Origin of the sequence: Vibrio sp. 10N.261.55.A10, assembly GCF_041470825.1 — a bacterium.
GTDB lineage: Bacteria > Pseudomonadota > Gammaproteobacteria > Enterobacterales > Vibrionaceae > Vibrio > Vibrio crassostreae_C.
On the sequence record NZ_JBFRNC010000046.1, the window covers coordinates 48,967 to 72,043 of the forward strand.

Here is a 23,077-nt window from a genome sequence, read left to right on the forward strand (position 1 = left end):
GGTGTGATCTTATCGATATGTTTTTTTTGGTCTGGAGTTGATATAACCTTACCTTTTCTAGTTGTTTTCTCTTTATTGTTTTTATCGAGAACTGTCGTTATAAAAAAAATATAATATGGTTATGAACTATGAAAAAAACACTGTATATTCATGCTGGCTTTCATAAAACAGGAACAACTTCTATACAGTCGTGGTGCGAACAAAATAGACTGGCTCTTAGATCTAATTCAATAGATTATATAGAGTTAGGCTGTGTTGGTGGTAATCACGCAGCATACGCCCTATGTCTTCAACCAACTCTTGTAGAGCAGTGCAGGAAAAGCGGTTTTTTTATGGGGCTTAAAGACAAAAGTAGATACAACTATCGTAAACATTCAGCTACGATCTTGTATAGTGCACTGAAGGAATACATAGAGTCTAGTGATAATAGTAAATTCATTATTAGCTCTGAGTGTTTTATGGAAGGTATTAATTTTATTGAATTGAATAAACAATTGAGCAATGTTAGTTTTGATATCAAAATTATTATTTACTTAAGACCTCAAAAACAATGGATTGAATCTGTCTACAAATATGTTGTTATGGATAAAGATTTAAGATATTCAGGTGATATTACCCAATTACCACAAACCGAGATGCTAGATTTTTACTCGCAAATCATTAATTTTGAAAGGTTATTTGGAAAAGAAAATATAATATTAAAGAACTATAATAAATCTAAGTTGAATCCTTTCGGGCTAATTGGCGACTTTTTTTCCACTTTCTCTCACTTGGACTTTAACGAATCTACGAAGTATTCACCAACTAACTTTAGAGAAAATGAATCATTTACTAATTTTGAAATTATGATTTTGAACAAAATTTGGAAAATAGAAAGAAAAACGGGTCTTAGATGTTCGTCTTTAGAAAAGTTAATTTATAAGAGAGCCATGGATAAAATAGCTTATAATACTTTAAAATACGATATGTTTTTTTTAAATGATAGTAAATACAGTAATAACAAGCTGTTTGACTATTTCGTCAACTTTGATTCGGAAGGCTTTTAATACCTAAATTTCACACTAAACCGCGAAAATTACAACATGAAAATTATAGTTCACATTGGAGCCCATAAAACTGGTACTTCATATATACAGCAAGTATTATTTCAAAGCTACGACAGCCTATTGTCCAACGGTATTCTTTATCCTAAGTCTATTATATCTGGTAACAATCATGGACTATTTGCTAATTCCTTTAAAAATAAAGATAGTCAACGTTCTTTAAGTATGATTGATTTATTAAATGAGGAAATAGAAAAGCATGACCCACAATTAGTTATAATTAGCTCTGAGTGTTTTGTAGAGCATAAAGATATAGCGATGAGATTTAAAGAAAGGTTAGAGTGTAGATTTTCTGATATAGAGTTTCTATATTATTATCGTGAGCCTGTTAATTGGCTTTCTTCATTATTTAACGAAATTGTCCGAGATCCGTTTAGGCGCTATACCGGAGAAATCGAAGAAAGTCGAGAGTTCGTAGCCCGCTCCTATATTCATACTAATCTAGCAAAACCATGGCTTGATTCGTTTGGGGCCAGATCTTTCTCCTTTTATTCCTACGACGAAGTTATAAAACAAGAAGGACTAATTTCAAGTTTCGAAGGTGTCTTGAAAAAGATCTTACCGAACGCTCAGTTAAATCAAATTGACCAAATCTCTGTTAATAAGGCTTTACTTCCCCCTTATGTGAGAATGTTACAAAAGTTGAATCAGATTCCTTTACATATTGTAGACTATAATTTGCTCGTATCAAGCTTGAATTATTTATCAGACAATGATTCGAAAAGGTATGGTGCATTGATCGATATCGAATCCATATCTAAAATAATAGATAAAAATCATGATAAACACGATAATTCGGAGTTTTACAACTGCGATATTGAGCTAGAGCAACATATTTTTTCTAAGCTACCTTCATCTATTCAGTCTAAAATAATGAATAATATATCTTTGGTCGACTATGAAGTCATGAAAGATGGTTGGTTTTTCCTTAATCATACAGATATTATTGATAGACAGAGCAAAGTTATTGTTCGACAGAAATATGAAATGGAAGTCTTTTATGGCATCAAAGATTCAACTACGAACTTTGATAACTTAATGGCTAGAATAATCGCACAGAGAAATCTCGTACGAGATTATTACTATGGAGAAGTAGGAATAAGAAAATATCTATCAAGGCTTATTCTTAGAGCTTATAATAAAGTTCGGATATATAAATGTCACTTTGTAAAATAATATTATCTATGAGTCATATATTCAATGTCCCAAGATTTTAGTGTACTTGTCTCTCTTTATAATGGGGAGAGAGAAGATTTTTTAGAGGAGGCTCTATCTAGCCTTACATATCAGTCTTTACGTGCTAGCGAAGTAATTATTGTTTTGGATGGTTTTGTTAGGGAGTCACTAATACAAATAATAGATAGCTTCAAACCTTATATTAATATAAAAATTGTACCTCTTGACCAAAATTATGGTTTAGCTAAAGCTTTGAAAGTTGGTTTATTACATTGTAGGTTTGATTTAGTGGCAAGGATGGATACTGATGATATATGCGAACCTAACCGATTTTTTGAGCAGGTTGATTTTCTAATTAAAAATCCAGATATTGATATTCTTGGCAGTAATGCAAAGGTAATTGATGATGAATCTCTTCTTACCGGTGATTTATCAGTGCCTCAATATGATGAAAGGATTAAAGAGATTATTTGGACATGCCCTATAATACATCCATCAGTTATGTTTAGAAAAGGTAAGGTAATAAGTGTTGGGAACTACGATGAAAAACTACCGAAGAGACAAGAAGATTATGAGTTATGGATAAGAGCTTCTGAACAAGGCTTAAACTTTCATAATCTTCAAGAGTGTCTCATTAAATACAGAATTTGTCGTGAAGCAAATAAGAAAAATAATTTTTCAGTTGGTTTTAACCGATTATTAATTGGTTGGCACTCAGCTTGGAATAGTAATTATGGTTTGTTGGCAATTTTAGCAATATGTTATCCTATGTTCCGTGCTCTTATTCCAAGTCGTTTATTTAGAATAACTGGTAGGATATTTAGGCGTTTTGACCCAAGAAATAAACTCTGAAGCTATAAAAATTCTTAAATTTAGGCATGGATTTTAAAGATGTTAATCACAATGTGTTTTTAGTAAGCGAGGATAAATTGAAAATAATAGTGCATATCGGCTGGCCGAGGTCTGGAACTACAGCAATACAATCTTTTTTTTTCCTTAACAGGGATGAACTTATTGAGAGAGGAGTAATCTATCCTGCCACCGGTCTACAAAACTTTGGTCATCATCAATGGGTCATTGATTTATTTTTCGAAAAGTTAGACTGGATATCATCAGACACTTCTTGGGCTCAGATGAAAAGGAACCTGTTAGAAGAGATAGACATATTAAAACCTAAAAGTATTTTTATATCCTCAGAAGCATTTTCGAGTATAGATGACCTAGACCTTTTCTATCAACGTCTAAGTGAGTTAGATTTTGATATTGAGATTCTCGCTGTTGTTAGAGAGCATTTTGATTCTATAAACTCATCATTTATACGACAGTTATCTACAAAGGCTGTACTATTCGAACCTGATAAGTACATTTCGGATACGTTACAGACTGGAAATTTTAACTACAGTGAGCAGATCGAAAAGTGGGAAGCAACTATCAACAAGAAAGTTCACTTGGTGCATTTTGACGATGTAAAGACCGGTGCCATATTTGGTGTAATTGGGCGCTTATTAGATGTAGATTTGACTGACTTGATTGGAAAAAAAGAAGTAGAAAAAAATCAATCACTTCCCCCCTCGGCTCTGAAGTTGCTGCAAGACCTCCCTGTTGATAGACTGCTGGGTCACAAATACGCTAGTATGAGAAGTACCTTGCTCGATTTCTATAAAGAACATAGTGAACAAGAAAAATACACATTATTTAATGATTGTCAAAAAAACAGGATTTTGGAATATTTTGATTTAGATAGAAAGCGCCTTGGTGCATACCATAATACAAATTTCAATACGGAAGTAAAATTCGTATTCAAAGATTTTTATATTAGTGAGCATGAATACAATAGCTTTGTGTTGTACTTATGGAATAGGTTTGGCTTATGGAAAGGAAAATGAACTTGCATTTTAGAGTAAGAATACTTAGTCATATATTTCTAAGTATTCTTTATGTTGTTGGTTTTTTATAATCGATAGCACTGATTGAATGTAAAAGAGATATTATTTTATCTTGTTGATGCTCATGGCAATAAATATCTAGTTTAGATATTGCCTCATCAATTTTTTCTTTTGAAAGGTGCTCTTCTTTAGCTGTCATTATTCTTTTATGTGTAGTACCTTCAATATTCTCACCAATTAGTAGTTCTTCATATAACTTTTCACCGGGTCGAAGGCCCGTGAACCGAATTTCTATATCCCCTTTTTCTTCGTTATCGATATGCTCATGCATGCCCATTAAGTGTATCATTCTTTTTGCTAAATCTATGATTTTTATAGGCTCGCCCATGTCTAATACAAAAACCTGTCCATTCCGGCCCATTGCACTTGCTTGTATAACTAGCTGTGCCGCTTCTGGTATCAACATAAAGAATCTTGTGATTTCTGGGTGAGTTACAGTAACTGGACCGCCAGAGTTGATTTGTTTTTTGAATAGGGGAACAACAGAGCCTGAAGAACCAAGAACATTACCAAAACGTACCATAGTAAAAATAGTGCCATTTTGTTTGTCTGCGAGTGCTTGAAGAACAAGCTCAGCCATGCGTTTACTAGCTCCCATAACATTGGTTGGACGTACAGCTTTGTCTGTAGATATAAGAGTGAAATCTTTCACTCCAGTTTCGATAGCGGCTTGCGCGCATGCCAAGGTACCGAAGACATTGTTGCGGATGCCCTCTACTACGTTATCTTCAACCAAAGGAACATGTTTGTATGCTGCTGCGTGATAGACTGTATCTACACAATGAGCCTTCATCAATTTCTCAAGTCGGTTTTGTCTTTGAACCGAGCCGAGTGCTGCAATGATTAGAGTTGGGCTATTGTTCCGTTTTATGGTGTTAGAGAGCTCTTGTTCAATCATGTATAGATTGTACTCATTAAGCTCAAATAGTACTAAGACCCTTGGTTTTTGTACAAGAATTTGTCGACAGAGCTCCGAACCAATTGAGCCACCGGCACCGGTGACCATTACACTCTTTGCTGTGATGTTTTTTGAGAGTAGGGCTTTGTCTGGATCGACTGGTGCTCTGCCGAGTAGATCGGCAATGTCTAAGTCTTTAATCTCAGTTGCGGTAGCTTTACCTGCAGCGATATCTTCTACTGATGGTACTGACTGAACTGCAATAGGCCAGTTGGATAACTTTTCTACGAGCCTGAGTCTTTCGCCTTTATTAATATTATTAATTGCTAGCAACAGTTTTACTGGTTGATAAAGAGATTGAAGATGTTCAAATTCATTTGGATGATGAACTTTTAACCCAAATAAAATGTTACCTTTTTTACTTGGGTCATCATCGAGTAGAATAACGGGATTGTATTCATCACCGTGTATCAAAGCGTATACAAGTTCACGACCAGTAGCTCCTGCACCATAGATAAATACGTTTGGTTTTTTACGCTTTACCATATGGTCATAGACTGAACGGATTATAATTCTTGGTCCACCCAAAGTAAGTATCGCTAGCCCAGCATAGATAAACGGAACACTTCTAGGGATAAAGGTATGAAAAAAGAATCCGCACATAACTAAGGTTAGAGATGAGATAAACACGGCAAGAAATATGTTCCCGACAGCAGGAAACATCATGTAGCGTAGTACTGCTCGGTACATCCCCAATTTTGCGAAGGTGTATACCGTAACTGAAACTGTCAGTAGTAATGTTACCCACTCGTCTATACCTAGCTCAAATGTGTATGTGCCTAACCTTAAAGCGATTGCTAAATAGATTGATATCGCTATTGCGAATACGTCGTAACCAATACTGATTAAGCGTTTGTTTTTCCGCTTGGTGTTGAGAATTGCGCGTATTGGCGTAATCATTATATTCCTTGGTGATTTCTAATCAGACTAGTAAGTTGTAGTTGAGTCATATCATAACTAGAATATTTTAATGTTCTTGGGTGCGGTAAGCTAGTTGTAATTGATTGATATGTGGTACTCAGTAGTTTTACTGTTAATGTTGTTTGTTATTTATACAGGTGAGGTTGTTATTTCGTGAAGGTATTAGTCACTGGGAGTACGGGCTTTGTTGGTTCTCGAGTTGTTGAATTGTCAGAAGAACGTGAGTGGGAAGTCTTGCCTGTAGTACGAAAAGCGAGTCAAATACAGCCAAATAGCTTTGTTGTACCTTCTATCGACTCCACTACAGATTGGTCTGGTGCTTTTGACTGTGTGGATTGCGTGGTTCATTGTGCTGCTCGAGTGCATCAAATGAATGAAACCGTACAAGAGGCTAAAGAAGCGTACCATGAGGTTAATACTCTAGGCACGCTGAACTTGGCTCGTCAAGCTGCTACTAATGGTGTGACACGTTTTGTTTTTATCAGTTCGATTAAAGTCAACGGTGAACAGACTGAGGTTGGGGAATCATTTAAACCGAACTTAACCAATGTCCCCGTCGACCCCTACGGCTTGAGTAAATATGAGGCAGAGGTTGGATTGAGAAAAATCGCAGAAGAAACGGGTTTAGAAGTCGTAATCATTCGGCCTCCCTTGGTTTATGGCCCAGGAGTAAAAGCAAATTTTTCCGCTATGATGTTTTTAGTTGATAAGGGGGTACCATTACCATTGGGGGCAGTTCATAATCAACGAAGTTTAGTGTACCTGGATAACTTAGTTGATCTCATACTCCTGTGTTGTCGACACGATGAAGCTGCCAACGAGACGTTTTTGGTCTCTGATGATTTTGATGTCTCTACAACCCAGTTGTTAAAATCTATCTCAAGTGTTTTGGGGAAAACGCCTCGTCTATTACCTGTTCCTATGACGTGGTTGAAACTACTCTCAAATTTGGTTATGAAGCCGCAGATATCAGATAAATTGTGTGGTAATCTGCAGGTAAATATCATTGATACTAGAGTTATTTTAAATTGGGCACCGAAGGTTTCTTTCGAAGATGCTATCCAGCGTACAGTTGACGCTCATTTAGACTCTAAAGTCAATTAATCATTAGGTTACAATTTTGATCCGTTTTTTTGATTTATTCCTCGCACTTTTCGGCCTGCTTTTTCTTTGGCCCATACTTTTGTGCATCTGTATATTGGGGTACTTAGACACTAAATCTCCCATCTTTAAACAGACACGAGTTGGCCGTAATCAACAAGCTTTCACCCTACTAAAGTTTAGAACTATGTCTACGGATACTAAATCTGTTGCGACTCACTTAGTCGGTCTTGACTCAGTAACGAAGTTAGGTTCATTTCTTCGTAGGTCTAAGCTAGACGAGCTACCGCAGTTAATTAATGTTCTTTGTGGTGACATGAGTTTGGTTGGCCCAAGGCCTTGTTTATTTAACCAAAAGCATTTGATCTTAGAGCGAGAAGCTCGAGGGGTGTTTAATACACGTCCTGGTATAACTGGATTGGCTCAAATTAACAACGTCGATATGTCGAATCCAAAAAAACTCGCAAGGTTTGATGCGTTAATGAACAATAATAATAGTGTCATTTTTTATTTTTATATATTATGTAACACCGTAGTGGGGAAAGGGAGAGGTGATTGTGTCAAGAGATAAATATGATAACACATATTCGATAATAGATGTTTTTATTATAATAAAAAGTAACCTAAAGTTGATATTTGTTGTTTTCTTGTTGCTATCTTGTGTTTTTGGTGGTCTGGTATATTCGGTTCCTAGCATATGGACTAATAAAGTTTCTTTAATTGAGTTGGACAAGTTTGAAGTAGAGTCCAGTGAGTTCTACGGTTTTGTTTTAGATTCAAGCGAAAAAGTACATTATAGATATATGAATGGAAATGTTGTTAATCCTAATGTTTTTATGGGTGATTTCCTAAATAGTGGGTGGCTAAATAAAGAATACTCTGAGCTATTTTTTAGTTCAAAAAACATTCGTAATTTTGAATCTTCGAACAAAACTGCTAGAAACACTATTGTTAAAAAATCGAACCATATCGAAGTTCGTGGAGAAGACCAATTATCAAATCAAGAGTTAATTAACAATTATTTGGCTTTTTCAGGTGAAAAATTTAATGATAGTCTGAAAGCTAAATATCAAGAAACAATCGAATACCATATTAGCTATATAACCGAGATGATAACGAAGTCTGAGTTTTCCAAATTATACAGAATTAAGAAAAGACTTGAATCTATAAGTGAAAATATTAATGTTAACGAAAGGCTTCTGGATTTTTATTTGGAAAACTCACCAGACCGTATAGCTTTAATTAACAACCAAGAAAATATAATTTTCGGTCAGAAGTCTAGATATGATATTGTTTATTCTGAAATTGAAAATCCTAAGGATGATGATTTTTCAATATATTTGAAGAAAAAAAAGGAATCATTGGTTGGTCAACTTGAGAACTCAGAAGGTCTACCAAAAATACAATTTGAATACGTTCATAATTCAATTGAAAGTTTAGGGTTTAATCGACGTTTTCTTTTGTTTGTTTTTGTTCTGGGTTTTGCTTTGTTTATTTCATCAGGCCTAGTTTTAGTTAGAGAAATGTACAAGAATTATAAATAGATATAATGCTTTGTTATTAATATTGGTGATTTAGTGATGATTAAAGATCGAAAGATAAAAATTGCAGTGGTTGGTTGTGGCCGTATTTCAAAAAACCACTTTGACTCTATAAAAGAGTTATCCAGTGAATTTGAACTGGTAGCGGTATGTGATAACGATTCTCAGAAGTTAACCGAGCATGCCGAGCGCTATAATGTCCCAGGCTACTCTTCTATTGATGAACTGCTTGAGTTAGCAGACCTTGACTTGGTTAGTCTTTGTACTCCTAGTGGTTTACATGCAACACAGACAATAAAAGCTGCAAAAGCAAAGGTTCATGTCATTACTGAAAAGCCAATGGCAACAAAATGGGATGATGGTCTGTCTATGGTTCGTGCATGTGATGAGGCTGGGGTTAATCTCTTTGTTGTTAAACAAAATCGAAGAAATTCGACGCTTCAATTATTAAAAAGAGCTGTCACAGAGAAGCGTTTTGGAAAGATTCATATGGTTCATTTAAATGTGTTTTGGACTCGTCCCCAAGAATACTATGATAGAGCTTCATGGTCTGGTACTTGGGACATGGATGGTGGAGCTTTCATGAACCAAGCAACACATTATGTTGACTTGATGCATTGGTTAATCGGCCCAGTAGAAAAAATACATGCGATGACTTCTACACATCGAGATATCGATGTAGAGGATTCTGGTGTAGTTAACATAAAGTGGCGAAATGGTGCTATCGGTTCAATGGCTGTCACTATGTGTACCTACCCTAAAAACCTTGAGGGCTCAATAACTATTCTTGGTGAGAAAGGTACGGTTAGAATTGGTGGAGTGGCTGTTAACGACATCCAAGAGTGGACATTCGACGAATCAAAAGATTATGATCTAGATGTTGAGAGTGCAAATTACCAGACGACTTCTGTTTACGGCTTTGGACATCCTCCATACTTTCAGAATGTCGCAGATGTGCTTAGAGGACTAGCTCAGCCTGAAACTGATGGAAGAGAGGGTTTAAAGTCGTTGGAACTACTAATAGGTACATATCGTTCTGCTCGAGATAATAAAGAAATTGGTTTACCGCTGAATCTATAATAATCGGAATAATGATGAAAACAGATAATTTGAAAGTAGGAATAATTGGCTTAGGCTATGTTGGACTTCCTCTTGCTGTAGAGTTTGGCAAAAAATATTCTACAGTTGGTTTTGATATTAATGTTGGTCGTGTCAATGAACTTATATCGGGACATGATTCGACGCTTGAATGTTCTCAAGAAGAGTTAGAACTAGCGAACAATCTTACTTATACGAGTGATATCGAGGCTATAAAAAATTGTAACTTCTATATAGTGACGGTTCCTACTCCTATTACAGAGGATAATACCCCAGACCTTACGCCATTGATTAAAGCTTCTGATGCTATATCTACGGTAATCAGTCGAGGGGATACCGTCGTTTTTGAATCAACAGTTTACCCAGGAGCAACAGAAGAAGTTTGCATTCCTATTATTGAAAAAGGTTCAGGGTTGATTTTCAATAAAGAGTTTTTTGCTGGGTATAGTCCAGAAAGAATAAACCCTGGCGATAAAGTTAATCGATTGACAACAATAACTAAAATTACTTCTGGCTCAACACAAGACATCGCTGACTTTGTCGACTCTGTATATGCATCAATCATTACTGCAGGCACACATAAAGCTTCATCTATCAAAGTAGCAGAGGCTGCTAAGGTGATAGAAAATACACAGAGAGATTTAAATATTGCAATTATCAATGAGTTTGCAAAGATATTTAATAAGCTCGATATCGATACTGAACAAGTATTGAAGGCTGCTGGAACAAAATGGAATTTTTTACCTTTCAAGCCAGGTTTAGTAGGTGGACATTGTATTAGTGTTGACCCTTATTACTTAACACATAAAGCTCAAGAAGTCGGGTATCGTCCGGAAGTTATCTTAGCTGGAAGACGTATTAATGATGGAATGGGTGAGTACGTAGCTACCCAATTAGTCAAAAAAGTGAGCAGTAAGAAAATACATATTGATGAAGCTAAAGTTTTGGTTATGGGCTTTACTTTCAAAGGTGATTGCCCGGATGTGAGAAATACTAAAATTATTGACATTGTCAATGAATTGAAAGACTTCAACATGTCTGTCGATGTTTATGATAGTTGGGCTTCAAAAGATGAAGTTCGAAATGAATATGGAATCGAAATGATAGACGAGTTAAAAGCTGGCTTTTATGATGCGATAGTTCTTGCCGTTGATCATACTGAAACCAAGTCGATGGGAATAAAGGCTTTACGTAGATTAGGCAAAAAACAGCACGTAATTTATGATGTTAAGCATATTCTTCCTGTCGAAGATGCAGACTTACGTCTCTAATTGCAGTGTTGGATACGGTTTTTCTTCTACTTTTTAACGGTTTGGAGTAAGCATGAATTTTTTTCAACATGATACGGCTATTGTAGATCGGGGCGCAAAGATTGGCGACGGCTCTCGAATTTGGCACTGGGCTCATATTTGTTCGGGTGCAGTGGTAGGGGAAGGTGTTTCATTAGGGCAAAATGTCTTTGTTGGCAATAAAGTTACAATAGGAAACAATTGTAAGATTCAGAATAATGTATCTGTTTATGACAATGTACATTTGGAAGAAGGTGTTTTTTGTGGCCCGAGTATGGTGTTCACAAATGTTTATAATCCCCGATCGTTAATTGAACGTAAAGAGCAATATCTAGATACTTTAGTAAAGAAAGGTGCGACTTTGGGAGCGAACTGCACGATCGTTTGTGGTACGACTATTGGAGAGTATGCGTTTATTGGTGCTGGCACAGTAGTAAATCGAAGTGTAAAGCCTTTTGCCTTAATGGTTGGCGTTCCCGCTAAACAGGTTGGTTGGATGAGCATGTTTGGTGAACAAATCAAATTACCTTTACAAGGCGAAGGCCAAGCTATTTGCCCTCATACGCAAGTTATATATAAACTTGAAGGCTCTACATTGACAGTAGTATCAGAGTGAAACTTAGAATGCAATTTATAGATTTAGAAGCACAATATAATCATTTAAAAGAAAAAATAGATCATCGAATCTACAGAGTACTAGAGCACGGTCAATATATTTTGGGCCCTGAAGTCTATGAATTAGAAGAGCAGCTTGCTAGTTTTGTTGGCGTGAAGCATGCTATTACATGTGCAAATGGAACCGATGCACTAACATTGGCTATGATGGCTCTAGGGATAGAGAAAAATGACGCTGTTTTTTGTCCGACATTCACATTTTTTGCCAGTGCGGAGACTATTTCTTTCGCTCAGGCGACTCCGGTATTTGTTGACTCAGATGAACAAACTTTTAATATCTGCCCTGAAGATCTAGAGAGCAAAATAAAGAAGACGATTCTAGAAGGCGAATTGACACCTAAAGCTATCGTTGCTGTTGATCTATTTGGGTTACCAGCAAACTATCCCAAAATTGAAGCAATAGCTAAAAAATATAATTTGAGATTGATTGAAGATGCTGCACAAGGTTTTGGAGGTTCGATAAATGGACAAATGGCGGGCTCTTTTGGAGACATTGCGACGACTAGCTTTTTCCCTGCTAAGCCATTAGGTTGTTATGGAGACGGTGGTGCAATTTTTACTAACAATGATGTGTATGCAGAGTTGTTGCGCTCGTTACGTGTACATGGTAAAGGTACTGACAAATATGATAATGTTCGTATAGGTGTGAATAGTCGGCTAGATACTATTCAAGCCGCTATACTGTTAGAGAAGTTGTATGTATTTCCTGAAGAGCTTGAAGCAAGAAATAGATCTGCCGCCAAGTATTCTCAGGAGTTGAATAAGACATTCGTAACCCCATTTGTCCCGGAAGGTTATAGAAGCTCTTGGGCTCAATATACGATTATGACTTCGGATAGAGAGCTGGTGATTAATGACTACACATCTAAAGGTATACCTACGATGGTTTACTATCGTACCTGTATGCATCAACAGACGGCATTTTCTCATTTAGGCTACAAAAAAGGTGATTTCCCTATCGCAGAGTCACTATCTCAAAAAGTTCTAAGTTTGCCAATGCACCCATATCTTTAATTTTAGCCTAGGTTATAGCATGCATATTTGTATAATTCCCTCATGGTACCCCCTTAGCAAAAATGATATAGGTGGCTGTTTTTTTAGGGAGCAAGCATTAGCATTAAAACGTTATGGTCATGACGTTGGCGTGATATATCCACACCAAATATCTTTGAGAAATATAATTAACAGCAAATCTAAAGCTGTATTCTCATTCATAGATGATGAGATACCTGTTTTTCAGAGTGTTAGTTTTGGTTTATCTCCTAGAGTGCCATATATAAATGTTATGCTATACCTAAATCAAGGCATAAAAGTTTTTGATAAATATAAAGAAGAGTATGGATTGCCTGATATACTTCACGCTCACTGCGTTTTTAATGGAGGGCTCCTTGCCAAAATAATTTCTGATAAATACGGAATTGACTATGTTATTACGGAGCATAGCTCTAGCTATGCTCGAGGTAACATTAAAAAATGGCAATATTTGTTAGCAGAAAAAACTGTATCTAAATCAGCTTTAAATATTGCCGTTAGTGAATCATTTTGCAAACTCCTTGATAACAAGTTCAAACGTCCTAACACTTGGACTTATATACCTAATATTTTGCAAAAAAACTTTGAATGCTTTGATTCCTCAATTAATCCTAAAAATAAAGCTTTCACATTCTGTAATGTTAGTATACTAAGTGACAATAAAGGGATAGATTTGTTATTAAAATCATTCTCTAAGGCATTTTCTAATATTAGTAATGTATTATTGAAAATTGGGGGAGATGGAGAGTCTCGTAAATATCTTCAGGAACTTGCTATAGAGTTAGGTATATCAGATAAAGTAGAATTCTTGGGGATGTTAAGTAGAAAAGAAGTTAAAAAGTTGATGAGCAGTAGTGATGCGTATGTATTATCAAGCAAGATAGAGACATTTGGTGTTGTGTTGATTGAGTCTTTAGCTCTTGGTAAGCCTGTTGTTGCAACTAGATGTGGCGGCCCTGAATCTATTGTTATCGATGGTTTTAACGGTTATTCGTCAAACGTTGACGATATCGATTGTCTTTCTGAAAATATGTTAAAAATGTACCATAATTATGATACATTTGATAATCAAGCTATAATTAACCATTGCTTATCCAATTTCAGCGAGGAAGTGGTAGTAGATAAACTTACAAAAGAATACATGAGAATATTGGCTGAAAAATGAATAAGATTATTAGCTTTTCTATTGGGCCTATCGGTGGAGCTTTTCTAGGTTTTATTACTTTACCTATAATTGCTTGGCATTTCTCATCAGCTGATATTGGTAAAATATCATTATTGCAAGTTATGATTAGTTTTTGTACTCTTTTTTTTACTTTGGGCCTAGATCAGTCATATACTCGCTATTATCATGATTCGAATAATAGAAACTTGCTATTTAGCTTCGCATTGATTCCTACATTAATATTTTTTTTAGTTCCAGCTATAATCGTACTACTATTTTTCCCTGGCTATATATCAGATGTGATTTTCGATTTTTCTGATAATAACTATGATTTTTTGATATTACTTTCTTTGCTTTGTGCTGTATTATCTAGATTGTTTTCTTTGATTCCAAGAATGAAAGGGAATGGTTTGGTTTTTTCTTTAAGTCAAATAATCCCAAGGTTTGTTTTTTTTCTACTAATTTTAACATATATACTTGTTTCTTTGCCAAGTAACTTCGTATGGTTATTATTTGCTAAGCTTATATCTTTGTTCGTTACATTTGTATATCTAATTTATAAATCAGACTGGAAGTTGACATTAAAAAAAATTAGCGAAGAGGATATTAAAAATCTAAAAGGAATGATGTTATATGGTTCCCCATTAGTTTTTGCTGCGATTTCCTCATGGGCATTAATGGCAATAGATAAAGTAGCTATTCGCTCATATTCAACATTCGAAGAGTTAGGTGTATATTCAGTAGCGATTAGTTTTGCTTCTGTTGCTGGTGTGCTAGGGGCAATTTTTAATACACTATGGGCCCCCACTGTGTTTAAGTGGTCTTCTGAAGGAAAAAATTTAGATAAGGTTGGTTATGTTTCTAGAATTGTACAATTAATCGTTGTTTTAACTTTTTGCTTTGTTGGTTTGTTTTCATGGTTGGCTGTATATGTATTACCCGAAGAGTATTTTAACGTAAGCTTAATCTTGCCTATGATGATTTCAGTCCCACTTTTTTATACTTTATCGGAGACAACATCAATAGGTATTTCTTTGAAAAAGAAGACTTACTTTTCTCTTTTATCTTCAGTTATTGCAGCTTTATGTAATGTGATTGGTAATTACTTATTAGTACCTAGTTATGGTGCAATAGGAGCTTCCATATCTACGATTTTGTCAATGTTTATATTTTTTATAGTTAGAACTGAGATTTCATCAGCTATTTGGCTACGAGTTTCCGGGATTAAGTCTTATTTTCTAATTTCAATATCAATTTTGTCATCGATTTTATTTGCTTTGTTACCAATCCCTCTATTATATTCAATAGTTACTTGGCTATTAATTTTTTTATTATGCGTGTTTTTGTATAAGGAAGAGGTTTTTTCTTTGAGAAATATACGTAGAGAGTTAGATTTTGATTGATAAATTAAAGAGAGTAAGTTTAATATTATTATTTTCTCGATTACCGTTTAGCTTTATTTTATTTCTGTGTGTAAATATTATTGGTTTAGGCTCTAGATTTAGATTCACAAAATTTAATGTTTTGGATGTAACGACATATCTATTTTTTGTTACGTGCTTTTTTGTATCATCTATAAACTATATTATCCACGATACATCAATTATTAGTTTGTTAGTACCTTCAGTATTTCTAGTGTTTTTGATCTGTGTTAATACCATAAATATTTCATTTGATCGATTGCTTTGTGACACTATTATCATCTCTGGTGGGGTGGTTTTAGTTACTGCATTGATAGAGATTATGTTCTCTTTCAATTTTGCTTCTTATTTATATGCAGGAAATGAGCATGTTAGGTATCTAGAAACGGACAGATTTTTGGTTTCAGGGCTATTCGCAAATTATAATGACTTCTCATTTTCTATGTTTTTCTTTATTGCAACCCTATCTTCATATTCTGTTAAATCTAAAAGTATTGGAGTAAAGGTTTCTGGTTTTATAGCGATAACATTATCGTTAAGTATTTGTATATATCTAGGTTCTAGAGGTTTCTTGTTATCTATATTAGCTTTTTATGGTCTGCTTATTTATTTAAAGCTTCCCAACAAATTTTTTAGAATATTAATGATATCAATTGGTATCATCGGATTGTTCTCATCCTCTATCATTCTTTCTTCATACTTGTTAGATAACAGCAATATGATAAGAATATCGATAATTGAAAACTATATAAACTTAATATCTAACGATTGGTATTACTTACTATTCGGATTTTCAGAAAAATCTAATTATGTAAGCCATTCTGTTATTCTTTACGGTGAAGGGTTGTATGATCCTCATAATTTATTTATGGAGGTCATGATTATGTATGGAGTTCCTGCATTTTTACTATTACTGTTTAGCTATATAATGGCAATAGTTAACCTCATCAAGTTTAGTGAGGATAAGTTTAGGGGAGGGTATGAGGCTGTTCTTATCCCTGTCTTTGTGTTGTGCCCTCTAATTGGAGCTGTTCCTAGTTCTTCTTTAATGTATTATTACTTGCAGTTTATATTGATTGCTATGCTAGTTATTTATCCAAAGTTAAGAAAAGACACAGGTGACTTATGAGTGTTGTATATATAGTAGAATGTGAATTCTCAATAGAAAACCCCAACTCGATAATAAAAAAAGTACTACTGCAAACAACCGAATGGATATCTTTAGGATATGATGTATATATATATTCATTGAAATCAAACGTAAGATATCATGTCAACTCTAAAATAATAAAAGTACTGGGAGATGAGATTTCAAAATCCGACAGTGCAATTAGAAAATTAACTAAAATTTGGTCGATATCCAAAAAAATAAAAGATGATTTGGAAAATATAAGAGTAGATATTATTTATACAAGGTATTTATTATTTACTTATTATTTTAAAGTCGTTTTTAAACGTTATCTTGTTTGTATGGAAATAAATTCAAATGATGAAGTTGAATATAAAAAATACAGTTTGGCAACGAAGGTATACAATAGGATAACAAAAAAATCACTGTTAAATGAAGTAAACGGTTTCGTTTGTGTTACTAATGAGTTGAAAGACTATATTGCTAAGTATAGTAGCGTTCGTGCTGAAGTAATAGCTAACGGAATAAAATATGTAAAGAGAAATCTGCATTCGACTAATAACACGCCTAGAATGGTTTTCGTCGCATCGCCTGGTAATGCATGTCACGGTTACGACATTTTATTAGACTTAGCTGATCAATTAACAGAATATAAATTTGATATCGTTGGTTACGAAGGTCAAACACGAGGTAATGTCAGACACTATGGTTACTTGGAGAAAAAAGATCTCGAAAACGTTTTAATGAATGCTGACTTTGGGATAAGCGCTCTTGCAATAGAACGACATGGTATGTATGAAGCTTGTCCCCTAAAGAGCCGTGAGTACTATTCTTATGGTCTTCCTGTTATCGGTAATTATATTGATACCGATATTGAAGATGGTAAATACTACGCTCATGTTAACAGTCACGATATTTTTGAAACAGCAACAAAAATACGTAATTTGGTCGACTATTGGGAAAAGGTCGAAGATAGAAAAGAAAAAGTATTGATTTTCTCTGAAAAACGCCTCGAACATAAGAAGAAAGAGAGAAAAAGAATGGATTTCTTAATTTCATTGTAGGAACTAGTTTTTAGGTAAAGTGAGATGAAAAAGAGAATATTAGTTGTTACATCTTCTTATCCTTATGGCAAGGGTGAGGGGTTTATTGAACCAGAATTAAAAAATTTGTCGGAAAATTTTATTGTAGATTTACTTCCCACTTATCCAAGAGGCGATATTAAGGAACAATATATAGATATAAGTGGCGATTATATGAAGTTTAATTTGTTTGAATTTTTTTATATGCGAACTTTTATTTTATATATAATTTTCAGGCCTTTATCTCTCTTTAAATTAGCAGGTTTATGCTTTACTAATAATTTGATAAAGACATTAAGAAATCTAATTTTACTACCTAAGGCTATTTATTTTTCAGAACTAAATATACGAAGTAAAGAATATGATTTTATCTATTGTCATTGGCTTACAGCACCTGCCCAGTTAGGACTATTGTTGTCCGAGATGACTGGAACTCCTTTTGGTGTCACAGCTCATCGTTGGGATATTATTGATGCTAATAATTTTAGAACAAAGATGAACAAAACTAGCTTTGTTCGAACGATTTCAGAACATTCAAGCGATTTATTCCCTGAATATATTATTGATGAGTTTTTTAACAAGATACAACGTATATATCTTGGTATCACTGTAGATGGAACTAACTCTACGAGAAAGCTGGCATTAGACAAATCTGAATTTAACTTTGTTTGTATTGGCTCTTTAATTAGTGTCAAAGGACATGTTTATTTGTTAGAAGCAATTCAACATGTTGTTCAAAAATTTGGCCCTGTGAAATGTACATTTATTGGTGATGGTCAGCTTTTAGACGAGTTAAGAAATTATTCTATAAAATTGGGAATACAGGACTTTGTGGTTTTTGAAGGGAACTTGGAACATTCTATTGTTCTTGATTTGTTGAGTTCAGAACAGATCGACTTTTGTTGCTTGCCTAGTGTAGATCTTGGTGCCGGGCTACATGAAGGAATTCCAGTGTCTTTGATGGAAGCCATGAATACAGGTCTTCCATGTATTTCGACAAATACAGGCTCAATAAACGAGCTGATAACTGATGGTTTTAACGGATTATTGGTAGAGGATAAGAACTCCATTGCGTTAGGCGACTCAATAATTCGATTGTTATCTGACGAAGTATTATATTCTGAATTATCTAAGAATGGACTTCAGTCTGTATCAGAAAAATTTAATTCTCGGGAAAATAATAAACTGCTGTGTGATATGATTCGAAAATTCAGTTTATAGGTCGTTAAATATTATGAAGAAAGTAATTTGGATAGTACATCAAGATGCATCTACACCCAAAACAGGTATGGGCGGGAGGCAGTTTTATTTATCGGAGGAGCTTACGAAAAAGGGCTATGAAGTATACCTGATTGCTTCTGCTAGTCATCATTTATTACGGCATAAACCTAAATTCAGCGGTTTTTTTTATATAGAAAAAATAAGTGGCTTTAATTTTGTTTGGGTTAAAAACTTTGATTACCGAGAAGCTCATAGTAAGTTGAGAGTTCTAAATTGGTTTGTTTTTCCTATATTAATACAACTTTTGACCACCAAGTCTTTACCTAAACCAGATGTGGTTTTGTGTTCTTCCCCTTCACCGACTTCTTTTTTAGGGGCAGAATTACTTTCTAAACGTTTTGGTTCACGTTTAGTTTTTGAGGTTCGAGATATTTGGCCTCGCACATTAATCGAGTTAGGAGGGTATTCCCCTACTCACCCTCTAATTCGACTGTTTAGCTGGATCGAAGCGCGCGCGTATAGAGTCTCAGATAAAGTTATATCTAACTTAAAGAATGCTAATGAACATATGGAATCATATGGGATGCACCCCAATAAGTTTTCCTGGATACCCAACGGTTACTCATCCGAAGAGTTGTCTTCAAAGGAAGAGCTTCCAAAAAACTTGAGGCGTAGAATACCTCTAGATAAATTTATTGTCGGTTATGCCGGTACAGTTGGCGTAGCAAATGCGCTAAATACGCTTGTAGAGGCAGCTCATTTAATTCGTGAGCATGAAAATATACACATTGTTATTGTCGGAATCGGGAAAGAAAAATCAAAATTGATCGAAATGGCCGAGAACTTAACACTTTCCAATATTACTTTTCTTGAACCCGTTTCCAAGAGCCAAATTTACAGTTTGTTGGAAATGTTTGATGTTTGTTATATAGGATGGAAGAATGAGTCTTTATATAAATTTGGAATTGGTGCCAATAAGATTCCCGAATATTTAATTTCAGGCAAGCCAATAATACACTCTTACTCTGGATCTTGTGACCCAATAAAAAAATGTAATGCTGGAATTTCTGTAAAGGCAGAAAACTGCGAAGAACTAGCTACTGCAATATTAAAAATGAGTTCTTTTTCTAGTGGCGAGCTCATTGAAATGGGGGCTAGAGGTAAGGAAGAAGCCCAAATTACATATAGCTATAGTTCTATTTGTGAAAAGCTAATTAACGATGTTTTAGATAGTTAATCATGTTTTTTGTAAATTTTGTTATTTTCCAAATGTAGGAAATGAAAATAAGGTATGTAACGAAACATATGAGGAATGCATAAAGCATAATAAACTCAGGGATATTATTAATTTCAGATATTATTCCTACAGATGAATATACAGTTGCTATTAGTGATATAACTAGTAAGGTTTGCTTAGATGTAAGCCCCATTCTTTGGAATATGTGGTGAAGGTGTTCACGATCTGGTTTAAAAGGAGAGTCACCTCTCCTTATTCTTCGGATCATAATAGCTGCCATATCCATTAATGGTACGGCTATTAGCCATAATGCAGTCACCGGACGAAGTGGTGGCTTACTACCATTCTGACTAGATAATAAAAGCAACCAAATTACAGTAAAGCCAATTAGCATGCTACCTGCATCCCCCATAAAAACTTTCCGTTTTCGCCCAAATGCCCCTAAGTTTAGTAAGATATAAGGTGTGATTATGACGACGAGAATTAAGCAGATGTAAGCCAAGTTATACTGCTCATCATAATTCAACATAATTCCAAGGCCACCAAGAGTAACTATAGATAATCCTCCTAAGAGCCCGTCAATGCCATCTACCATATTAAATGCATTGATAGCTCCTATTACAGCAAGTATTGTGACGAAATATCCAAACCATCCGAGTGTAATTACTTCACCTGTCCCTAAAATATCTCCAATTGTGTTCAGCTCAATTCCTCCGATCATCATCATAGCTACAGATAGGGCTGCTTGTATGGCAAAGCGCAACTGGAAGCTCAAATCGTATTTATCATCTAAAGCACCAACTCCCACGAGAATTATAATGCAAGCTGCGTATAGTGGTGTGTTAGGTAGTATTTCAGGATTGTTTAACAAGAAGTAGAGGAGTGATATACAGATAGAAATACCACCTACTAATGGGATTGCACCGTTATGAAGCTTCCGAGCGTTTGGTTTATCGACTAAACCTATCTTCTTTGCGAATTTGCGCATGATAAAAAGAGTCGCAAGAGAAAAGAAGAACAGAAAAGAGAGATCAAGAAGTGAAATGAGCACAGTTAAGCCTAATTGTGTATTTTTGACTATTTTAATGTATTTGACATTGAGTTGAAAGAAGGTTCAGTCCTGTTCGTGATCTCTTAATTTCGCATGCTAGGGTTTTTGCTTATTTCACTAGTAGCCCAGTCTGCGGTTTACGATCTTCTCGCAGTAGAAAATGACGCTTTTTTTCACATTCGATCATCCTACCTGCGCCCTTTCTTGATCTTCCACTACAGTTTTGACTGTAAACTGTAGTAAAATTACGCTAATTTGTTTTTATACCGATTTATTTTGAATTGAACGAGGTCAGTCCTATGTCAGCTAAGAAGCCAATGGCTCTAGTGATCCTTGACGGTTACGGTTACCGTGAAGACAACCAAGACAACGCTATCGCGAACGCTAAAACACCAGTATTAGACGGTCTTATTGCTAACCAACCTAACACGCTAATCTCGGCTTCTGGCTTAGATGTAGGCCTACCTGATGGCCAAATGGGTAACTCAGAAGTGGGTCACACCAACATCGGTGCGGGTCGCGTGGTATACCAAGATCTTACTCGTATCACTAAGTCAATTTCAGACGGCGAATTCGGCCAAACTGAAACGCTAGTAAACGCTATCGATAAAGCGGTGAAAGCTGATAAAGCAGTTCACATTATGGGTCTTATGTCTCCAGGTGGCGTTCACTCTCATGAAGATCACATCTACGCGGCTGTTGAAATGGCAGCAGAGCGTGGCGCAGAGAAAATCTACCTGCATGCATTCCTAGACGGCCGTGATACGCCGCCACGTAGCGCTGAAAATACACTGGCACGTTTCCAAGAGCTATTCGCTAAACTAGGTAAAGGCCGTGTGGCTTCGCTTATTGGTCGTTACTACGCAATGGACCGTGATAACAACTGGGATCGCGTTCAAGAATCTTACGACCTGCTGACTCAAGCAAAAGCTGAGTTCACATTCGACACTGCTGTGGCTGGCCTAGAAGCGGCTTACGCTCGTGACGAAAACGATGAGTTCGTTAAAGCGACTGAAATCAAAGCGGAAGGCGAAGAATCTGCCGCTATCGTTGATGGCGATGCGGTTATCTTTATGAACTACCGTGCCGACCGTGCTCGTGAAATTACACGTGCATTCGTTCCTGATTTCGATGGTTTTGCTCGTAACGTATTCCCAGCGATCGATTTCGTGATGCTGACTCAATACGCAGCAGACATCCCGCTTCTATGTGCATTCCCACCGGCTTCTCTAGAGAACACTTACGGTGAATGGTTATCGAAGGAAGGTAAGACGCAGCTACGTATCTCTGAAACAGAGAAATACGCGCACGTTACTTTCTTCTTCAATGGCGGTATCGAAGACGAGTTCGAAGGTGAAGAGCGTCAACTTGTTGCTTCTCCAAAAGTAGCAACTTACGACCTACAGCCAGAAATGAGCGCACCAGAGCTAACTGAAAAGTTAGTTGCAGCAATCAAAGGCGGCAAATACGACGCTATCGTGTGTAACTTCCCTAACTGTGACATGGTTGGCCACACTGGCGTTTATGATGCAGCGGTTAAAGCGGTAGAGTCTCTAGACGAATGTCTGGGTAAAGTGGTTGAAGCAATCAAAGAAGCGGACGGCCAACTGCTAATCACAGCGGACCACGGTAACGCAGAAATGATGGTTAACCCAGAAACGGGCGGCATCCACACAGCACACACTAACCTACCAGTGCCACTTATCTACGTGGGCAGCAAAGACGTTGAGTTCAAAGAGGGCGGTAAACTGTCTGACTTAGCACCAACGATGCTTTCTTTGTCTGGTATCGCAATCCCTGCTGAGATGTCAGGCGATGTGATCGTTAAGTAATCACTTAACTTTCATCGAATACTAGAACGGCTACGCGTGAGTGTGGCCGTTTTTTTGTATCTGGAATTTGAGTATAGATGCGGGATGCGAGTAAACGGG

General features: G+C 35.9%; 20 protein-coding genes. 18 read left to right on the plus strand and 2 right to left on the minus strand.

Annotated features, from left to right (window positions below):
* The first annotated feature begins 128 nt into the window (after positions 1-128).
* From AB4274_RS14885 to AB4274_RS14900, 4 genes are read left to right on the plus strand one after another with little or no spacing between them, the layout of a single operon-like run.
* Positions 129-1,046: a hypothetical protein gene (locus AB4274_RS14885; protein ID WP_372112470.1), complete on the plus strand. Its 918-nt coding sequence runs from the start codon at positions 129-131 to the stop codon at positions 1,044-1,046.
* A gap of 36 nt (positions 1,047-1,082) precedes the next feature.
* Positions 1,083-2,279 (plus strand): hypothetical protein, encoded by a 1,197-nt coding sequence (locus AB4274_RS14890; protein ID WP_372112472.1) that lies wholly within the window; start codon positions 1,083-1,085, stop codon positions 2,277-2,279.
* A gap of 24 nt (positions 2,280-2,303) precedes the next feature.
* Positions 2,304-3,131, plus strand: a complete 828-nt coding sequence (locus AB4274_RS14895; protein WP_372112473.1) for a glycosyltransferase — start codon at positions 2,304-2,306, stop codon at positions 3,129-3,131.
* Between the two features lie 26 nt (positions 3,132-3,157).
* Complete coding sequence (locus AB4274_RS14900; RefSeq protein ID WP_372112475.1) at positions 3,158-4,165, plus strand: hypothetical protein; 1,008 nt, start codon at positions 3,158-3,160, stop codon at positions 4,163-4,165.
* 49 nt (positions 4,166-4,214) lie between these two features.
* Here AB4274_RS14900 and AB4274_RS14905 read toward each other — a convergent pair whose 3' ends face one another.
* Positions 4,215-6,083: a polysaccharide biosynthesis protein gene (locus tag AB4274_RS14905; protein WP_372112477.1), complete on the minus strand. Its 1,869-nt coding sequence runs from the start codon at positions 6,081-6,083 to the stop codon at positions 4,215-4,217.
* A gap of 174 nt (positions 6,084-6,257) precedes the next feature.
* On the opposite strand from AB4274_RS14905, the gene AB4274_RS14910 reads away from it, so the two are divergent.
* Genes AB4274_RS14910 through AB4274_RS14970 form a run of 13 tightly spaced genes read left to right on the plus strand, consistent with a single transcriptional unit; the run spans position 6,258 to position 20,095 of the window.
* On the plus strand, positions 6,258-7,208 hold the full coding sequence (locus AB4274_RS14910) for a UDP-glucose 4-epimerase family protein (protein WP_372112478.1): 951 nt from the start codon (positions 6,258-6,260) through the stop codon (positions 7,206-7,208).
* A gap of 13 nt (positions 7,209-7,221) precedes the next feature.
* Positions 7,222-7,776: a sugar transferase gene (locus AB4274_RS14915; RefSeq protein ID WP_372112523.1), complete on the plus strand. Its 555-nt coding sequence runs from the start codon at positions 7,222-7,224 to the stop codon at positions 7,774-7,776.
* Positions 7,763-8,749: a hypothetical protein gene (locus tag AB4274_RS14920; RefSeq protein WP_372112480.1), complete on the plus strand. Its 987-nt coding sequence runs from the start codon at positions 7,763-7,765 to the stop codon at positions 8,747-8,749. Before AB4274_RS14915 ends, AB4274_RS14920 begins: the two co-directional genes overlap by 14 nt.
* A gap of 36 nt (positions 8,750-8,785) precedes the next feature.
* Entirely contained in the window at positions 8,786-9,826 is a 1,041-nt protein-coding gene (locus AB4274_RS14925) for a Gfo/Idh/MocA family protein (protein WP_372112525.1), read from the plus strand.
* Positions 9,827-9,840: 14 nt separating this feature from the next.
* Positions 9,841-11,115: a Vi polysaccharide biosynthesis UDP-N-acetylglucosamine C-6 dehydrogenase TviB gene (gene tviB / locus AB4274_RS14930; protein ID WP_372112481.1), complete on the plus strand. Its 1,275-nt coding sequence runs from the start codon at positions 9,841-9,843 to the stop codon at positions 11,113-11,115.
* 52 nt (positions 11,116-11,167) lie between these two features.
* The gene (locus AB4274_RS14935) at positions 11,168-11,749 is read left to right on the plus strand and encodes an acyltransferase (protein WP_372112483.1); all 582 of its coding nucleotides are present in this window, start codon (positions 11,168-11,170) and stop codon (positions 11,747-11,749) included.
* 8 nt (positions 11,750-11,757) lie between these two features.
* Complete coding sequence (locus AB4274_RS14940; protein WP_372112485.1) at positions 11,758-12,822, plus strand: DegT/DnrJ/EryC1/StrS family aminotransferase; 1,065 nt, start codon at positions 11,758-11,760, stop codon at positions 12,820-12,822.
* A 19-nt stretch (positions 12,823-12,841) separates the two neighbouring features.
* Positions 12,842-14,005, plus strand: coding sequence for a glycosyltransferase (locus AB4274_RS14945; RefSeq protein ID WP_372112487.1), 1,164 nt, complete (start codon positions 12,842-12,844; stop codon positions 14,003-14,005).
* Positions 14,002-15,408: an oligosaccharide flippase family protein gene (locus AB4274_RS14950; protein ID WP_372112489.1), complete on the plus strand. Its 1,407-nt coding sequence runs from the start codon at positions 14,002-14,004 to the stop codon at positions 15,406-15,408. The genes AB4274_RS14945 and AB4274_RS14950 overlap by 4 nt, the downstream gene beginning before the upstream one ends.
* Positions 15,401-16,555: a hypothetical protein gene (locus AB4274_RS14955; RefSeq protein ID WP_372112491.1), complete on the plus strand. Its 1,155-nt coding sequence runs from the start codon at positions 15,401-15,403 to the stop codon at positions 16,553-16,555. Before AB4274_RS14950 ends, AB4274_RS14955 begins: the two co-directional genes overlap by 8 nt.
* The gene (locus tag AB4274_RS14960) at positions 16,552-17,619 is read left to right on the plus strand and encodes a glycosyltransferase (RefSeq protein WP_372112493.1); all 1,068 of its coding nucleotides are present in this window, start codon (positions 16,552-16,554) and stop codon (positions 17,617-17,619) included. Before AB4274_RS14955 ends, AB4274_RS14960 begins: the two co-directional genes overlap by 4 nt.
* A gap of 24 nt (positions 17,620-17,643) precedes the next feature.
* Positions 17,644-18,858, plus strand: coding sequence for a glycosyltransferase family 4 protein (locus AB4274_RS14965; protein ID WP_372112495.1), 1,215 nt, complete (start codon positions 17,644-17,646; stop codon positions 18,856-18,858).
* Between the two features lie 13 nt (positions 18,859-18,871).
* The gene (locus AB4274_RS14970; protein ID WP_372112497.1) at positions 18,872-20,095 is read left to right on the plus strand and encodes a glycosyltransferase family 4 protein; all 1,224 of its coding nucleotides are present in this window, start codon (positions 18,872-18,874) and stop codon (positions 20,093-20,095) included.
* Here the strand turns inward: AB4274_RS14970 and wecA are convergent.
* Entirely contained in the window at positions 20,073-21,146 is a 1,074-nt protein-coding gene (gene wecA, locus AB4274_RS14975; RefSeq protein WP_372112499.1) for a UDP-N-acetylglucosamine--undecaprenyl-phosphate N-acetylglucosaminephosphotransferase, read from the minus strand. The two genes, AB4274_RS14970 and wecA, sit on opposite strands and share 23 nt — an antisense overlap.
* A gap of 299 nt (positions 21,147-21,445) precedes the next feature.
* Here wecA and gpmM point away from each other — a divergent pair, with 299 nt between their 5' ends.
* On the plus strand, positions 21,446-22,978 hold the full coding sequence (gpmM, locus tag AB4274_RS14980; protein WP_372112501.1) for a 2,3-bisphosphoglycerate-independent phosphoglycerate mutase: 1,533 nt from the start codon (positions 21,446-21,448) through the stop codon (positions 22,976-22,978).
* Positions 22,979-23,077 lie beyond the last annotated feature (99 nt).

Bases quoted from the DNA above. Each gene is read 5' to 3' on its own strand.
- tviB (WP_372112481.1), top strand. From the start codon at position 9,841: ATGAAAACAGATAATTTGAAAGTAGGAATAATTGGCTTAGGCTATGTT.
- AB4274_RS14885 (WP_372112470.1), top strand. From the start codon at position 129: ATGAAAAAAACACTGTATATTCATGCTGGCTTTCATAAAACAGGAACA.
- AB4274_RS14895 (WP_372112473.1), top strand. From the start codon at position 2,304: ATGTCCCAAGATTTTAGTGTACTTGTCTCTCTTTATAATGGGGAGAGA.
- AB4274_RS14890 (WP_372112472.1), top strand. From the start codon at position 1,083: ATGAAAATTATAGTTCACATTGGAGCCCATAAAACTGGTACTTCATAT.
- AB4274_RS14935 (WP_372112483.1), top strand. From the start codon at position 11,168: ATGAATTTTTTTCAACATGATACGGCTATTGTAGATCGGGGCGCAAAG.
- AB4274_RS14965 (WP_372112495.1), top strand. From the start codon at position 17,644: ATGAAAAAGAGAATATTAGTTGTTACATCTTCTTATCCTTATGGCAAG.
- AB4274_RS14900 (WP_372112475.1), top strand. From the start codon at position 3,158: ATGGATTTTAAAGATGTTAATCACAATGTGTTTTTAGTAAGCGAGGAT.
- AB4274_RS14905 (WP_372112477.1), bottom strand. From the start codon at position 6,083: ATGATTACGCCAATACGCGCAATTCTCAACACCAAGCGGAAAAACAAA.
- AB4274_RS14940 (WP_372112485.1), top strand. From the start codon at position 11,758: ATGCAATTTATAGATTTAGAAGCACAATATAATCATTTAAAAGAAAAA.
- gpmM (WP_372112501.1), top strand. From the start codon at position 21,446: ATGTCAGCTAAGAAGCCAATGGCTCTAGTGATCCTTGACGGTTACGGT.
- AB4274_RS14925 (WP_372112525.1), top strand. From the start codon at position 8,786: ATGATTAAAGATCGAAAGATAAAAATTGCAGTGGTTGGTTGTGGCCGT.
- AB4274_RS14970 (WP_372112497.1), top strand. From the start codon at position 18,872: ATGAAGAAAGTAATTTGGATAGTACATCAAGATGCATCTACACCCAAA.
- AB4274_RS14950 (WP_372112489.1), top strand. From the start codon at position 14,002: ATGAATAAGATTATTAGCTTTTCTATTGGGCCTATCGGTGGAGCTTTT.
- AB4274_RS14945 (WP_372112487.1), top strand. From the start codon at position 12,842: ATGCATATTTGTATAATTCCCTCATGGTACCCCCTTAGCAAAAATGAT.
- AB4274_RS14960 (WP_372112493.1), top strand. From the start codon at position 16,552: ATGAGTGTTGTATATATAGTAGAATGTGAATTCTCAATAGAAAACCCC.